Origin of the sequence: Aestuariivivens sediminicola, assembly GCF_022662015.1 — a bacterium.
Classification (GTDB): Bacteria; Bacteroidota; Bacteroidia; order Flavobacteriales; family Flavobacteriaceae; genus Aestuariivivens; species Aestuariivivens sediminicola.
This window is the reverse complement of sequence record NZ_JAKMCM010000001.1, coordinates 639,298-655,323: the sequence shown is the minus strand read 5'-3', so window position 1 is coordinate 655,323 and position 16,026 is coordinate 639,298. Positions and strand designations below refer to the sequence as shown.

At 39.9% G+C, this 16,026-nt stretch carries 13 protein-coding genes; 9 read left to right on the top strand and 4 right to left on the bottom strand.

The genetic code is table 11. The features are described from left to right. Window positions 1-14: 14 nt before the first annotated feature. Window positions 15-1,139, top strand: coding sequence for a glycerate kinase (locus MR041_RS02870; protein WP_242092075.1), 1,125 nt, complete (start codon window positions 15-17; stop codon window positions 1,137-1,139). Window positions 1,140-1,161: 22 nt separating this feature from the next. On the opposite strand, the gene MR041_RS02865 is transcribed toward MR041_RS02870, so the two are convergent. The 3 genes from MR041_RS02865 to MR041_RS02855 form a co-directional block, all read right to left on the bottom strand. Next, window positions 1,162-1,416, bottom strand: coding sequence for a DUF3098 domain-containing protein (locus MR041_RS02865; protein ID WP_242092074.1), 255 nt, complete (start codon window positions 1,414-1,416; stop codon window positions 1,162-1,164). Window positions 1,417-1,548: 132 nt separating this feature from the next. Beyond that, window positions 1,549-2,427: a cell division protein FtsX gene (locus tag MR041_RS02860; RefSeq protein ID WP_242092073.1), complete on the bottom strand. Its 879-nt coding sequence runs from the start codon at window positions 2,425-2,427 to the stop codon at window positions 1,549-1,551. Between the two features lie 87 nt (window positions 2,428-2,514). Continuing rightward, the gene (locus MR041_RS02855) at window positions 2,515-3,477 is read right to left on the bottom strand and encodes a DMT family transporter (protein WP_242092072.1); all 963 of its coding nucleotides are present in this window, start codon (window positions 3,475-3,477) and stop codon (window positions 2,515-2,517) included. Between the two features lie 217 nt (window positions 3,478-3,694). On the opposite strand from MR041_RS02855, the gene MR041_RS02850 reads away from it, so the two are divergent. The 8 genes from MR041_RS02850 (at window position 3,695) to MR041_RS02815 (ending at window position 14,416) form a co-directional block, all read left to right on the top strand. Continuing rightward, a complete protein-coding gene (locus tag MR041_RS02850; RefSeq protein WP_242092071.1) occupies window positions 3,695-6,652 on the top strand; it encodes a leucine--tRNA ligase in 2,958 nt (985 codons plus the stop codon). Window positions 6,653-6,780: 128 nt separating this feature from the next. Next, on the top strand, window positions 6,781-7,476 hold the full coding sequence (locus tag MR041_RS02845; protein ID WP_242092070.1) for a zinc metallopeptidase: 696 nt from the start codon (window positions 6,781-6,783) through the stop codon (window positions 7,474-7,476). Between the two features lie 83 nt (window positions 7,477-7,559). Next, window positions 7,560-9,326: a MutS-related protein gene (locus MR041_RS02840; protein WP_242092069.1), complete on the top strand. Its 1,767-nt coding sequence runs from the start codon at window positions 7,560-7,562 to the stop codon at window positions 9,324-9,326. Window positions 9,327-9,338: 12 nt separating this feature from the next. Next, a complete protein-coding gene (gene lhgO / locus MR041_RS02835) occupies window positions 9,339-10,562 on the top strand; it encodes an L-2-hydroxyglutarate oxidase (protein ID WP_242092068.1) in 1,224 nt (407 codons plus the stop codon). Between the two features lie 180 nt (window positions 10,563-10,742). Beyond that, on the top strand, window positions 10,743-11,729 hold the full coding sequence (locus tag MR041_RS02830) for a sensor histidine kinase (RefSeq protein WP_242092067.1): 987 nt from the start codon (window positions 10,743-10,745) through the stop codon (window positions 11,727-11,729). 54 nt (window positions 11,730-11,783) lie between these two features. Beyond that, entirely contained in the window at window positions 11,784-12,473 is a 690-nt protein-coding gene (locus tag MR041_RS02825) for a LytR/AlgR family response regulator transcription factor (protein ID WP_242092066.1), read from the top strand. Between the two features lie 18 nt (window positions 12,474-12,491). After that, window positions 12,492-13,634 (top strand): methionine aminotransferase, encoded by a 1,143-nt coding sequence (locus MR041_RS02820; protein WP_242092065.1) that lies wholly within the window; start codon window positions 12,492-12,494, stop codon window positions 13,632-13,634. Window positions 13,635-13,636: 2 nt separating this feature from the next. Beyond that, window positions 13,637-14,416, top strand: a complete 780-nt coding sequence (locus MR041_RS02815) for an amidohydrolase (RefSeq protein WP_242092064.1) — start codon at window positions 13,637-13,639, stop codon at window positions 14,414-14,416. Here the strand turns inward: MR041_RS02815 and MR041_RS02810 are convergent. Further along, window positions 14,403-16,013, bottom strand: a complete 1,611-nt coding sequence (locus MR041_RS02810) for an Ig-like domain-containing domain (RefSeq protein WP_242092063.1) — start codon at window positions 16,011-16,013, stop codon at window positions 14,403-14,405. The two genes, MR041_RS02815 and MR041_RS02810, sit on opposite strands and share 14 nt — an antisense overlap. Window positions 16,014-16,026 lie beyond the last annotated feature (13 nt).

Below are 16,026 nucleotides of genomic sequence, written 5' to 3'. Positions count from 1 at the left end.
CTAAAATTACATTTATGAGAATTGTAATAGCGCCCGATAAGTTTAAAGGGTCTTTAACTGCAGGACAATTTTGCAATGCTGTTGAGGAGGGGATACAAAGGGTAAAAGAAGATGTTACTATTATAAAATTACCTTTGGCGGATGGAGGCGACGGTACTATTGAAGTTGTGAATTATTATTTGAATGGTGAAACATTTCACATTCAGGTGAGCAATCCTTTTTTTCAGCCTGTTGAGGCGACTTACTTCTATTCTGAGAAAACAAGGACGGCATTCATTGAAATGGCCGAGGCATCGGGATTAAAGATTCTAAAGCCGGAAACATTTGATTGTAAAAATGCCACTACCCTGGGAACTGGCGAATTAATTAGGGATGCTGTAAATAGAGGAGCCAAACACATCCTTTTGGGCATTGGTGGAAGTGCGACCAATGACTGCGGTATTGGTATGGCCACGGCTTTGGGATATCGCTTTTTGGATAACAATGACAGGGAAGTGAAACCCATTGGGGCGCAATTAGCTGCTATTTCCAGAATAGAGATGTCTCAAATACATCCTAAACTGAACGAGGTTGAATTTAAAATAGCCTGTGACGTAACAAATCCCTTGTATGGTGAAAATGGTGCAGCCCAGGTATATGGCCGACAAAAAGGGGCGTCTGAAGATGATATCAAACTTTTGGATAAGGGTTTAAAATGTTTTTCTCTTGTTCTGAAACGCCAGTTCGGAGTCGATGCACAGTCTGTAAAAGGTGCCGGAGCCGCCGGTGGTATGGGAATTGCATCAAAGCTGTTTTTGAATGGCACCTTGCAACCGGGGATTGACCTTGTTAAGGATCTGGCGCAATTTGATACGGGAATAGAAGATGCCAGTTGGATCATTACAGGTGAAGGACGATTGGATGGACAAACGCTGTCCGGTAAAACCATTCAAGGCGTGAAGGCCTCGGCTGAGGTGAAGGGCATTAAAATTGCCGCCTTATGCGGCGCCGTCGATTTAGATCCGGATCAGGCAAAAACGCTGGGAATACATTACACAGATGCGGTTATGAATTACGCCAGGGATATCGAAGATGCCATGGCAAACAGTTCGTACTACTTAAGGGAAATGGCAGAGCGGTTTGCCAAAAATTTAATCTGATCGTTGAGCCAAAAGGACAAACTCAGTCCTTTTCGGGATTTAATAGTATCGCATAAACCTGAATACCAAACCCGATGAGCACCAATGTAGGCGCTAACCGTATACGTCGCCATGAGAAGATTTCAGGATTAAACACATTGGGATCGTCGCTTCCGCCCCCGGACATTAATATGAATCCCAGTGCAATACAGGCTAAACCTATAAACATAAACTTGTAGTTTTTCTTACCGAAAACAAAGGTTGGTTTGACCTTGTCTTTACGTTTTTTTTCTCCCATAATCTTTAATGCTCATATTGCAAAGTAACGGTTTTATTTAAAACAGATGTCTTAATGGCCTTTTAAAATTAAAAAAAGGAGGTGCTGTTGGTTCAGGAGGATCGTGGGATCATTACAACACCAATAGTAAGATCAATAGTAAAGGTCATCTGTTTTTAAATTCAAAAATCGCTGCGTGGCAAAATGGGTGCTTACCCAGGTAATCACAATACCCAACAAAAAAATCAGAACAAAAAGCAAACTTATCAATAAGGGGTTATTTAAAAGTCCTAGTTCTACGAATGTTCTGTTGAGATAATACAGGACCACGGCCATCCCTGCCAATGCCAGGACAGCACCTATGATACCCAATCGAACACTTTTCCAAACAAAAGGTCGGCGAATGAACTGTTTTGTAGCCCCAACCATCTGCATGGTTTTGATAGTAAAGCGTTTCGAATACACGGACAGTCTTATGGAACTGTTAATCAGTAGAACAGCGATAACGGTAAAAATGCCACTTATTATTAAAACCCAAAAACTTATTTTCTGAACATTGTTGTTCATTAAATTCACCAAATCGCTATCATAGCTCACCTCATCGACAAAATTCTTGTTCATAGCCTCAATGGCTATTTTTTCCAATTGTTCCGAAGTCACAAAGTCCGCTTTTAAATGAACGTCTATTGAATTTTGTAAAGGATTATAGCCTACAAAATCCATAAAGTCTTCACCGTTTTCAGCTTTCATAAATTCTGCGGCTTGCTCCTTTGAAACATATTCGGTGGACTTTACATAATCTGCCATGGCCAAACTCGTTTTAAGCTGATTTGTTTCCACTTCCTTCGCAGAATCTTTCAAGTAAATGGTCAATACCACCTGTTCCTTAAAATGATCAGAAACTTTTTTCGCATTCAGTACCAGCATACCCAATAATCCGAGTAAAAACAAGACCAGAGCAATACTCAGTACCACCGAAAAATAGGAAGAGATAAGCCGACGCCTTTGATGTTTTTCAAAAGAAGAACTCATAAGAGATTGGGTTTGCGCGTAAAAGTAATAAAGTTTCTCAAGTGTTTCAATGTACAACGTCTAAACTTTTAGATTTGTTGTCAATATCTAAAGTAAGGACTTCTGTCTTCCCGTTTTACTGACCAAATATACGCCGGTAATTACCAAAATACAGCTCATGATTTTTACGATATCGATATCTTGTGAATACACGCTGTTGGTGATAAGTGCAGCGTATACACTCACGATCACAAAATTCACAACCGGTTGCAGGTAGATATAGCTGCTATTAACGGATGGAGACACATACTTAAGTGCATATATGTTGAACAGGTACGCGAAAAAGGTCGTGAAAACAACAACAAATCCAATGGCCAAAATGGTGCTGATGGTAAAGTCCTTAAAAGAGGTCGTTATAATTTCCGGCAGGCCAAAGGGCAGCATAAAAATAAAACCATATAAAAATACCCAGCTGATCAAGGTGAGTGGGTTATATTTTTTCATTAGTGGTTTTACCGTTATCAAATACAGGGCATAAGCTGTGGCATTCAAGAAAACAAGCATATTCCCCAGGAGTGAACTTGTACCGGCCGATCGATTCCCATGTACAATTAAGACTATGGCACCGACACCTGCAAGCATTGTACCCAATAGTTTGAAATAAGTCAATCTTTCATCTAGAATAAGGGCGCTAAATGCCAGCACCAAGATGGGCGTGGAGGTCATTATAATAGAGGCATCTATGGGTGAGGTGAGGCTAAGGCCATTAAAAAACAGCAACTGATTGGCGGCAGCGCCCAACAGACCACAAAGCACTAAGCGAAGCATATCCTTTTTGGCCACTTTTTCTTTTATGGCAGACTTAACTATCCAAAACAGGATGGTGCCACAAAAAAGGCGTATAAATACAAATGCAGAGGCATTTATTTTATGCGGCATAATACCCTTTGCAATAATATAATTGAAGCCGTAAATGAGATTTGCACCCAATAAGGCCAAATGAGCTTTAAGCGTATTTGCGATCACAGAGGTTTGGTTTTCAAAACAGGGTAAAAATAAGGCTATTATCATACAAAATGACTTTTTGGTTCATAAACCCGGTATTAAATAAAACCAAAGGTTTTCCAGTTAGTTTTTAAAGCGTAAATTTGCCACTTTAAAATTGTCCTTCCCCGGGGAGGCATGTGCAATCTTTACGCAAGTGGTAAGGCCATTAAAAGCGGATTTTGATTGCACCTTCGAAGAATGAACCTTTAAAAAGCTTAAGAGTTAACGGTTGGCTAAAATTATGAGATACAATTTCAACGATATAGAAGCTAAATGGCAGGCGTATTGGGCCAAGAATGAAACCTTTAAGGCCGAAAATCACAGTGATAAGCCGAAGTACTATGTGTTGGACATGTTCCCATATCCGAGTGGCGCAGGGCTGCATGTCGGACATCCGCTGGGCTATATAGCCTCCGATATTTATGCCCGCTATAAGCGCCATCAGGGCTTTAATGTATTGCACCCGCAAGGCTATGACAGCTTTGGTTTACCTGCAGAGCAGTATGCCATTCAAACGGGGCAGCACCCTGCTATTACCACCGAAGAAAATATTAAGACCTATAGGCGTCAGCTGGATCAAATCGGTTTTTCATTCGATTGGTCACGCGAAGTCCGAACTTCGGACCCTAAATACTACAAATGGACCCAATGGATTTTCATTCAACTGTTCAATTCATGGTATAACAAGAAAGAAGATAAAGCTGAAGACATTTCGGAATTGATCAAACGCTTCGAAGCTGAGGGTAATGCCGGTGTTTCTGCGGCTTGCGATGATGCTGTTGCCACGTTTACAGCAGATGAATGGAATGCCTTTTCCTCTGAACAGCAGCAGCGTATTTTATTGCAATACCGGCTGACTTATCTTGCTGAAACCGAAGTGAACTGGTGCCCGGCACTGGGAACTGTTTTGGCAAATGATGAAATTGTGAATGGGGTTTCTGAACGCGGAGGGCACCCGGTTATACGTAAAAAAATGACCCAGTGGAGTATGCGTATTTCTGCTTATGCAGAACGCTTACTTCAGGGCTTGGAAACCATTGACTGGACCGATTCCCTCAAGGAAAGCCAGCGCAATTGGATTGGTAAGTCGGTTGGAGCGCGTGTGGTGTTCCCCGTCCTTCCGGCTGAGCAGGGTGGCCAAGAATCTCTGGTGATATCGGTATTCACTACCCGACCCGACACCATATTTGGTGTGAGTTTTATGACATTGGCGCCGGAGCATGAACTCGTAGCTCAGATTACAACGCCAGAACAGAAGGCTGAAGTTGAGGCCTACATTGCCGCCACAGCCAGGCGCAGTGAACGCGATCGCATGGCCGATGTAAAGACCGTTACGGGGGCGTTTACAGGAGCTTATGCTGAACATCCTTTCACCAGGAAACCGATTCCTATTTGGATTGGAGATTATGTGCTGGCAGGTTATGGGACCGGTGCGGTGATGAGCGTACCATGTGGTGATCAGCGTGATTATGATTTTGCAAAACATTTTAATATTCCCATTCCGAACATTTTTGAAGGCGTTGATATTTCAAAAGAGGCCTTTGTCGATAAAGAGAACACCATTATAGCCAACAGTGATTTCCTTAACGGTCTAAACTATGAAAATGCAACCCGAAAAGTCATTGAAGCATTGGAACATCTGGGTCAGGGCGAAGGCAAAACGAATTACAGGTTGCGCGATGCGGTGTTTAGTCGCCAACGGTATTGGGGTGAGCCCTTCCCGGTGTATTACGTTAATGGAATGCCGCAGATGATCGACGCGCAATACTTACCCATAACCTTGCCTGAGGTTGAAAAATACCTGCCTACTGAAACCGGTGAACCACCACTGGGAAATGCCACGGTTTGGTCTTGGGATACCATAAACCACAAAGTTGTTTCCAATGCGCTGTGTCAATCGGATTCCAGTGGATCAGCGGAAGATGCTGATAATGGCGTTTATCCTTTGGAACTAAACACCATGCCAGGTTGGGCAGGGAGCTCGCAATATTTCAATCGCTATATGGATCCGCATAACGATGAGGAAATCTTTTCGCAGGAGGCTATTAATTACTGGCAACAGGTCGATTTATACATAGGAGGCAGTGAGCATGCTACGGGACATTTGCTTTATTCCCGTTTTTGGCAAAAATTCATGTTCGATAAAGGCCTGGTACCATACGATGAATATGCAAAAAAACTCATTAATCAAGGCATGATATTGGGGACAAGCGCCTTTGTATACCGGATTAATGAAAAACCTGATTTTTTTATCTCGGGGGCGTTATACAATGATTACAACAACCCTGAAAGTAAATCTGAGGCATTGGCAGTGATACGGCAATTTACAGGTGATGATTTGACCGATATCCAGTTAGACCCTATTCATGTGGATGTAAAGTTTGTAAATTCCTCTGATGAGGTTGACGCTTCAGGTATTAAACAATGGATGAAGGACTATAATTATGAACATGTTCAATTTATAGGTACTGAGGAGGAGTCGAAAAGAGGTGTTATCAGGGTAAACAGGGATGTGGAAAAAATGTCGAAGTCGAAATATAACGTTGTGAACCCGGACGACATTTGTCTTCAGTATGGTGCCGATAGTCTGCGATTATATGAAATGTTCCTGGGGCCATTAGAGCAGTACAAACCATGGAACACGGCTGGAATTACGGGGGTTCATAGTTTCTTAAAAAAGCTATGGAGATTGTATTACGATGATAGTGGCTTCAGGGTAACAGATTCGGAAGCGTCAAAAGCAAATTTGAAAACCCTTCATAAGACCATTAAAAAGGTCCAGGAGGACATTGAGAATTTTTCATTTAATACCACCGTTTCGACTTTTATGATTGCGGTCAATGAATTTACGTCTCAAAAGTGCAATTCCAGAGAAATTTTAAGTCCGCTCTTAATTTTGGTATCTCCTTATGCGCCTCATATTGCGGAAGAATTATGGGAGGCATTGGGTCATCAGGAGTCGATTTCAACAGAACCCTTCCCGATATTCGAGGAAAAACATTTGGTGGAAAGCACTAAAAATTATCCTATTTCATTTAATGGAAAATTCCGCTTTACTTTGGAATTACCACTGGATATGAGCAAGGAAGCCATAGAGGCCACTGTTCTGGCCCATCAGAAGACCCAGGAGCAGCTACAGGGGCGTACACCAAAAAAAGTAATCGTCGTACCGGGAAAGATAGTGAATATCGTGGGGTGACAGCACCGTTTTGGACCAAGTACCCATGTTGAATTTTGAGATATTAATGCGTAAGGACTGACAAACTTTCATTTTTTTTAATTGGTGCGATTATTGCTATATTACTTCATTATAAAATTTAAAAACATATGTTAGGATATTATATAATTATTGGTGGAATTGCCCTGGTGAGTTGGGCAGTAAGTAATACCTTAAAAAGAAAATTCGAAAAATACTCGAAAGTCCATTTGAGAAATGGAATGAGTGGTCGCGAGATTGCGGAAAAAATGTTGGCGGATCACGGTATTTATGACGTTGAAGTGATCTCGACGCCTGGTCAGTTAACCGACCATTACAACCCTAAGAACAAAACGGTGAATTTAAGTGAATCGGTGTATCATCAGCGTAACGCTGCGGCTGCCGCAGTCGCTGCTCACGAATGTGGTCATGCGGTGCAACATGCCAAAGCTTACAGTTGGTTGCAAATGCGTTCTACCTTGGTACCTGTGGTCAGTGTTACCTCAGGGATGTCTCAATGGTTGATTATTGGAGGACTGATACTTGGTGGTGCTGCCGGTATGGGACTTGGCTGGTGGGTTGCTGCTGCGGGGGTAGCCTTTATGGGTTTTGCGACCTTGTTCAGTTTTATTACCCTACCTGTTGAATATGACGCCAGTAACCGTGCTTTGGCCTGGTTAAAAAACAAGAACATGGTCTCTCAGCAGGAGTATCAAGGCTCACAAGATGCCTTGAAATGGGCGGCCAGAACCTATCTGGTAGCTGCTATTGGTGCATTGGCCAACCTTCTGTACTGGGCATTCCAGGTGTTTGGAGGTAGAGATTAGTTCGGCCTAAAAAATAATATAAGCCCTGAAATGTTTCAGGGCTTTTTTGTTTCTTTACCGTTTACTTATATTAAACATACCACATGCCATTAAGCTATTATCAAGATCACTTTAAGATGTATACAGCGGAAGCCGAACGCATTTATAAAAAAATGACGGTTTTTAGTTTCTACCGGGTGGCCACCTTTGTGATCACAGGTTTTGGTGTTTATTTCGCCTTTGAACATTTGTATCTGGCCTTGCTTATTGGAGGAACAGGCCTTGCTGTTTTTATGGTCTTGCTTTTAAAATATACGGACCTGAAGCATTTGCATCAATTCAATAGCACTCTGGCAGGAATAAATGAAGAAGAGCTAAAGATAGGCTCCGGAAGTTTTCTCCATCGTGATGAAGGATTGGAATTTCAGGACCCCGGTCACTATTACAGTTCCGATATTGATTTGTTCGGACGTGGTTCCTTCTTTCAGTTCATAAACAGAACTGCCTTGAAAGAGGGAACGGAACACTTGGTAAAGGCCTTAAAGGCAAATTCGGTCGAGGACATAATGATGAAGCAGGAGGCCGTGAAAGAATTGAGTAAAAAACCAAAATGGCGTCAATACTATCAGGCCACTTCCAGTGTTGTTACCATTCAAACACCTGCTGAAGACATTATTTCTTGGCTTAAAAATCATAGGCCATTTCTACCTAAAACGATGCGTTGGATACCTTTGGTCTTCACCATATTATCAATTATTTTCATTGCTCTTACTGCGTTTCAAATTATTACGAGTCCCCTTGTTTTGGCAAATTGGCTTCTTATTGGACTGTTGATTTCAGGCGGGTATTTGAAGAAAGTCAACCTATTGGCATATCATACCGATAAGGTTAGAAATACCTTTAAACAATATGCCCTACTACTGGATTATATTGAGAGTGAAACATTTTCTTCTGAATTCCTAATACAAAAACAGCAACAAATACAGTCTGAAAGCCTTGAAGCATCGAAAATTTTTAAAGTACTTTCCGGATCCTTGAATGCTTTGGACAACAGAAACAATCTTATCGGGGCTATATTTGGTAATGGGTACTTTCTTAACGACATCAGGAATAGTTATAAGATTGAACAGTGGATAGTCCAATATGCGGACAAAGTGGAAGACTGGTTTAAGGTGGTCTCTTTTTTTGATGCCTACAACACATTGGGGAATTATGCCTTTAATCATCCTGGCTTTGTATTTCCGGAGATAAAGGAAGAAGGCCCAATAATTGTTGCAGAGGATCTAGGGCACCCGCTGTTGGATGCATCGAGACGGGTGGACAGTCATGTTAGGATTGACAGAGAGGAATTCTTTATTGTTACCGGGGCAAATATGGCTGGTAAAAGCACCTTTCTGAGAACAGTATCTTTACATATCGTGATGGCCAATATGGGCTTGCCCGTATGTGCAAAAAAGAGCACTTATTGTCCTATAAAACTCATTACCAGTATGCGCACCAGGGATTCTCTAACAGATGATAGCTCCTATTTTTTTTCGGAATTATCCCGTTTAAAATTTATAGTGGACACAATTGACAAAGCGCCTTATTTTATTGTTTTAGATGAAATATTGAAGGGAACTAACAGCACCGACAAGGCCATTGGATCGAGAAAGTTTGTTGAAAAACTGGTTGAAACAAACGCTACTGGGATTATTGCAACTCATGACCTAAGCCTGTGTGAATTAGAAAAGGAGTTTGCGGAAGTAAGAAATTATTTCTTTGAAGCCGAGATTGTCAATGGAGAACTTTATTTTGACTACAAATTAAAACAGGGCATATGTAAAAATATGAACGCCTCATTTTTGCTCAAAAAGATGAATATTGTTTAAAAAGACAGTTCGTTGAAATTAGAAAACAGCTTTGATATTGGTATTGTTGGAGGCGGTATAATAGGTCTGGCCACCGCCTATAAGATCCAGTTAAAATATCCGGATCTCAAATTGGTGCTTATAGAGAAAGAATCGGAATTGGCGGCGCATCAGACCGGTCATAATTCCGGGGTTATCCATTCGGGTTTATACTATAAGCCGGGATCTGCTAAGGCCAGGAATTGTGTGAGTGGCCGAAGGCAATTAGTTGAATTTGCAAAATCCTATAATGTGAATCACGATGTCTGTGGAAAAGTTGTGGTTGCTGTTGATGATGAGGAATTACCCCACTTGGACCATATTTATGAAAACGGAAAAGCCAATGGAACCGAAGGTATTGCTAAAATATCAGGAAATCAGGTAAGAGATATCGAACCTTATGTGAATAGCATTGGCGGCATCTGGGTGCCATGTACAGGAATAATTGATTTTATCGGGATTACCAATAAACTTGCTGAATTGCTAACCACCATGCAACCGAAGAGTAAAATTATCCTCGGTGAGGAAGTATTGACAGTTCATCACAATTCTGAAACATCAATCATAGTGACTTCGAAAAATAATTATCTGGTGAATCAAATAATTTATTGTGGTGGCCTGCAATCAGATCGATTGGCCATAAAAGACGGATTCCATTTGAGAGAGCGCATTGTAGGATTCAGAGGCGATTATTATAATTTGACCGAATCGGCAAAAAATAAGGTTAAAAATTTGATTTATCCCGTACCCAATCCTGCTTTTCCATTTTTAGGGGTGCACTTCACCAGAATGGTCGACGGTGATGTAGAATGTGGTCCTAATGCGGTATTAACCTTTAAAAGGGAGGGTTATGGGAAAACCGATTTTAATATGAAGGACGCATATGATGCACTTAGTTACTCCGGAACATGGAAGTTGTTATACAATCACACGGGATTTGCCATTAATGAATACCGCAGGGCTTTTTCAAAAAAGCGATTTCTAAAAACCTTGCAGCGTTTGATTCCTTCACTCAAACTTGAGGATATTGAGCCAGGGAGGTCTGGTGTAAGAGCCATGCTTTTGAGAGCGGACGGAGCGATGGAGGATGATTTTAAAATTATTGGGAATCAAAGATGTATTCACGTTCTTAATGCACCATCACCCGCCGCCACCGCTTGCCTGGCTATTGGTGATCGCATACGTGATATGGCGTCAACCTATTTTAATTTGGGCTAGGCTAAAATAGACATCTTATCAATCACTCTGGATCTTAGAATAAAGGCATGTGCTTTTGATCTTGATTATTTGGAGAAACATGGAATTTCTTTTAAATGTCTCACAGATCAATACAAATGTGTTGTTGGTATCTTTGAAAAGTCATTTTGTACATCATTTTTTGAGTCTAAGGCTAATTCTATGTATTTTCAATTTTCAATGGTGCTGAATCGAAGACATATTTCTCAAGTATTGGTGCATTTACTCTTCTGGGTTTTATTTGTGGTCGTCTCTTTGTACTTGTTTCCGGAATACCATTGGCGAGATAACCCGTTCCTTCAATATGTATCCATCCTGGTGGTGATCGTTTATCTCAATCATTTTTTACTGTTGCCTTTTTTTGTGAAAAGGAAATGGCATTTGCTTTATGTATTACTATTTGTTGCCATAGCTTTTTTTGCAACTCTGGTGTACTGTTACAGTTTTGCCCAATGTGGCTGTACTGTTTTTAAATGTTTAAGTGACTATTTATGGCAAAGCCTGGTGCCACTCATCTTTTTCTCATTTGTTTGGATGCTTTACCGTTTTTTAGATAAGCAGGAGGAATTTGAAGCTGTAAAGCTGGAGCATGCTGAAATGGAACTTAAATTTTTAAAATCGCAGATTAATCCTCATGTCTTATTTAATAATTTAAATACGATTTATTCCTATGCTTTGGAAAAGCCCGCTGAAGCCCCGGACCTTATTCTAATGCTGTCCAATAATCTTAAACATGTGCTCTATGAGAGTAATGAAAAAACCATTTCACTGGAAAAGGAAATTGAATTTATAGACAATTATATTAAGTTTCAGGAGTTGCGAACTCAGGGTGTTAAGAAGATTAAGTATACCAAATCCATCGATTCTTTTGATTATGAGATCGCACCGTTACTCTTAATAACGATCATTGAAAATGCCTTTAAGCATAGCACACTGAACAGTGATATTACCATACATATAGAAGTTCATAAGGCTGTGCTGCACTTTCTTTGTAAGAACAGTTTTGACCCCTTAAAAGTGTCGACAAACGCATTGAAAATTGGTCTGAAAAACCTGCAAAAAAGATTGGAATTAATCTATAAGGATAATTATAGTTTAAAAATTGATAAAACTGATTTGTTTCAGGTGCAACTCAATATGAATTTATAAATTAGACATCAGAACATCAGAGTATGTTTTAATCGGATACATGTATACCCAATTATGACCTGTATTATTATTGAAGACGAAATTCCAGCCCAAAATATTATAAAACGTTTTATAAGTAAAATCCCTAGCTTAAAATTAATAGGTGTTTTTAAAGCGGCTATTGAGGCCAACTCAGTATTAAATGCTGAAAACATTGACCTTGTGTTCCTGGATATCAATTTACCCGATATTTCCGGTATTGATTTTATTAGGACGGTTAAAGATCCTCCGGCAATTGTCATTACAACTGCCTATCCTGAATTTGCAGTTCCAAGTTTTGAATTGGACACCATTGTAGACTATTTGGTAAAACCTTTTTCGTTTGACAGGTTTTTAAAAGCGGTCAACAAATCAAAAATCAGACTGGAGGCGAGTAAGGTGAATAATGAACACAGTGAGGAAACGGTTTACTTAAATGTAGACAAAACATTTCATAAATTGGTTCTCAACCACATATGTTACATCGAGTCTGAAAGAAATTATGTTACCATAGTTACTGAGAATAAGAAATTATCGTTTATCGATTCCCTTAAAAATTGGGCAGAAAAATTGCCGGAACATCAGTTTATACAGGTACATAAATCGTTTATTGTAAATGCAAAGATGGTCGATAAAATTTCCGGTAACACACTGTTTATAAATTCAAATAAAATTCCCATAGGAAGGACCTATAAACAAGAATTACTTACTAAATTAGGGGTATAGATCATTAATGCATATGCCATGCAGCATACCTCCAAGCTCCCCGCAGTAGGAACTACTATTTTTACGATTATGAGTACCTTGGCCAAAAGGTATAATGCGATTAATTTATCGCAAGGGTTTCCTGATTTTGGAAGCGATCAGGAACTCACCGATTTAGTCTGCAAGGCCATGAATTCGGGTTACAATCAATATGCTCCGATGTATGGAAATCATGAGCTTCGGGAAGCCATTGCGAATAAAATGGACTTGTTATACCAGGTCAATTATCACCCGGAGTCTGAAATAACGATCACAGCAGGAGCAACACAGGCTATATTTACGATTATTAACACCTTTGTCAAGCCTGGTGATGAAGTCATTATTTTTAAACCTGCTTACGATAGTTATGAACCGGCAGTGACATTAAACGGCGGTGTACCCGTATCCATACAATTGGAAGCCGTGGATTATGGGGTAAACTGGAATGAGGTGAAAGAAAAGATAAGTTCTCGAACTAAAATGATGATCATCAATACACCCCATAATCCTTCGGGGACCGTATTATCGAAGTCTGATATGCTTCAATTGCAGGATCTCACTAAAAACACTAATATCATTGTCCTGAGTGACGAGGTCTATGAGCATATGATTTACGATGGCGAAGAACATCAGAGTGTGTGCTTATATCCGGAGTTAAAATCGCGGAGTTTTGTTGTGTTTTCTTTTAGTAAAACCTTTCATAATACGGGGTGGCGTGTTGGCTATTGTTGCGCACCAAAGGAACTCATGGATCTCTTTATGCAGGTGCATCAATTTAATGTCTTTTGTGTGCATCACCCCACACAAAAAGGGATTGCAGATTTTATGCAAAACCCGGAACATTATCTGAATTTAACGGCATTCTATCAAAGGAAAAGGGATCTGTTTCTGGATTTAATTAAGGATTCAAGATTTAGCTTCAAACGGTCCAGGGGCACCTATTTTCAGGTGCTTGATTATTCAGCTATCACTGATGAACACGATGTTGATTTTGCCAGACGATTAACCCGGGATTTTGGTATTGCTTCGATTCCATTATCGGTTTTTAACACAGATAATTTAGATCATAAGGTATTGCGTTTTTGCTTTGCGAAAAAGGATGATACCCTGAAGCGGGCAGCAGAAATTATTAATTCTATTTAACCATGCAGGAGCCTCTAAAAGTAGCGAGTATACAATCTGATTTGGTTTGGGAAAACCCCAAAAAAAACAGAAAACAGCTATCAGAGAAAATAAAGAGTATCAAGGAGGATGTCGATGTCATTGTCCTTCCGGAAATGTTTTCAACCGGGTTTACCATGAATGCTTCGAAAGTCGCAGAACCAATGGATGGAGATACGGTGAGTTGGATGCAGAAAAAAGCGATGAAAACCAGAGCGGCAATTGTTGGAAGTCTTATAATTACGGAAGACACCAGGTTTTATAACCGGTTAATTTTTGTCGAACCATCCGGAGCTTTATTGTATTACGATAAGCGACATACCTTTACTTTAGCAAATGAGCATAAGGTGTATACAGCCGGAAATAAAAAACTGATAATTGATTATAAGGGTTGGAAAATATGTCCGCTGATATGCTATGATTTGCGTTTTCCTGTTTGGTCCAGGAATGTTGAGGAGTATGACATTCTGTTGTATGTCGCTAACTGGCCAAAACCCAGAATTCAGGCCTGGGATATATTGTTAAAGGCCCGAGCCATAGAAAACATGTGTTATTGTATTGGGGTTAACCGGGTTGGAACTGACGAGGCACAAAATGAATATTGTGGTCACTCGGCTGTTTATGACATTTTGGGAAATGCCATCACCCCCCTGAAACCCAACCGAGAACATATCGAAATTGTAACTTTAGAGAAGAAACACATTCATTTTTACAGAACTAAATTGCAGTTCTTAAGTGATAGAGATCACTTTAGTTTGGATTGAATTGAAGGGTCTCTATAAGCCCCCAGTCGGAACGTACTTCTTCAGACATTTCGAAATGACTCACGTGTTCGGGCTGAATCTTTTTGAGATAATTTCCCGTGTCATATTTTTTGTTTCCATTAGCATCGTGAATAACGCGAATGGAATAAATTCCGGGACTGAGATTCAAAAAATCCAAAGGTTTGGATTCCAAGGCATAGTGTTCTGCTTTTACCTCACCTTTGCTGTCCGTAAGTTGCACAATTGCCGGATATTTTGCGTTGACCATATTGATGCGAACATAACCATAATCAGACACTTTTTTCGTGTTTACAGTATAGTTTAAGGTATCGTTGGTGTTTTCAAATAAATCAAATAATGCTTCCGGTAAAATCTGAATGCGATATTTATTCCCCTCCGTTTTGTCAAAATTTATATGGTACATGTTCTGTACGCTATCTAAAATGGCAGAAAAGGGTACATCAGTCGAATCTTTATCCATAATACTGAATTTGGCCTCGTCAAAACTCATGAAGGGTGTTGAACCGCGAAGTTTAAAAGCCTCATCGAAGCCTATGATTCCCGAAGGGGAGGCGCTGATCACTAAACTGTCGCGTTTTTGATCACTAATCTTCACCATGTATTCCGTTTCAAAATCCAAATGCGTGACCTTAAAATGTAATGAATCGGATTCCAATCTCGGTTTATACCAATAATACAGGGAATCTGTTTTTTCATCCTTGGTAATTCTGTATTCAAAATCTTCCGGAACCTCCGAAAGAAGGGTAATATTCATGTTTTTGTGATCGCCCTCAAATCCGAAGGCAATCTTTTCTCCGGCCAGCAATTTAGGCCGAATCGATTTGAAATCAATATCTTCCTTGAACAATCTCAGGACATAAGTCGTATCGGAAGGAACATTTATGATCTTGTCGTGAAATGCAATTTTATCCGACTTCTGTTGAAATTTGTTATCCCCGTTATTATCCTTCAAACCAACCAGCAGATACTTACCCTCTTTTATATTTTCAATGGTAAAAGTAGTTAGACTGTCTAAGGTGTTCGTGATGTATTTTGGAACTTCCTTGTAGATGATTGAATCCTTAAATGTGGAATCGACTTCATATAAGGCGACATTCACAAAAGACTCTGTTTCTTTATCGAAAGCGTCCTTTATCGCACCACTTACCGTTAAGGAATCAATATATTCTCCCGTAGAAAAGACATATCGAAAATAAGAAAAAGGATTACCCTCATTGTTATCCTGGATACTATTTCCAAAGTTAAAGGCATAGGTTGTGTTGGGTTGAAGTGTATCGAAAATCGTAATGGTAATAAATTTACTGGCCCCTCCCAGTGGTTTGATTAATGGCTGGGTTTTCATTGGGGGCGAAATAATTAACTGTTTTTGTATATCCTTTAACTTTATATACTCATCAAAATATATTTTGATTTCATTGGTATTGAAATGTACTGAGAAATTATCCGGTTCTGACTTTACAATTTCCGGAGGTGTTTCATCCTTCGGACCACCTCCGGGTGTGCCTTTATTGGCACATGTAATAAATAGAAAGCTTATTGATATGAATAAAACGATATTCCAAATTGACTTCTGCATGGAGTGTTTTAAA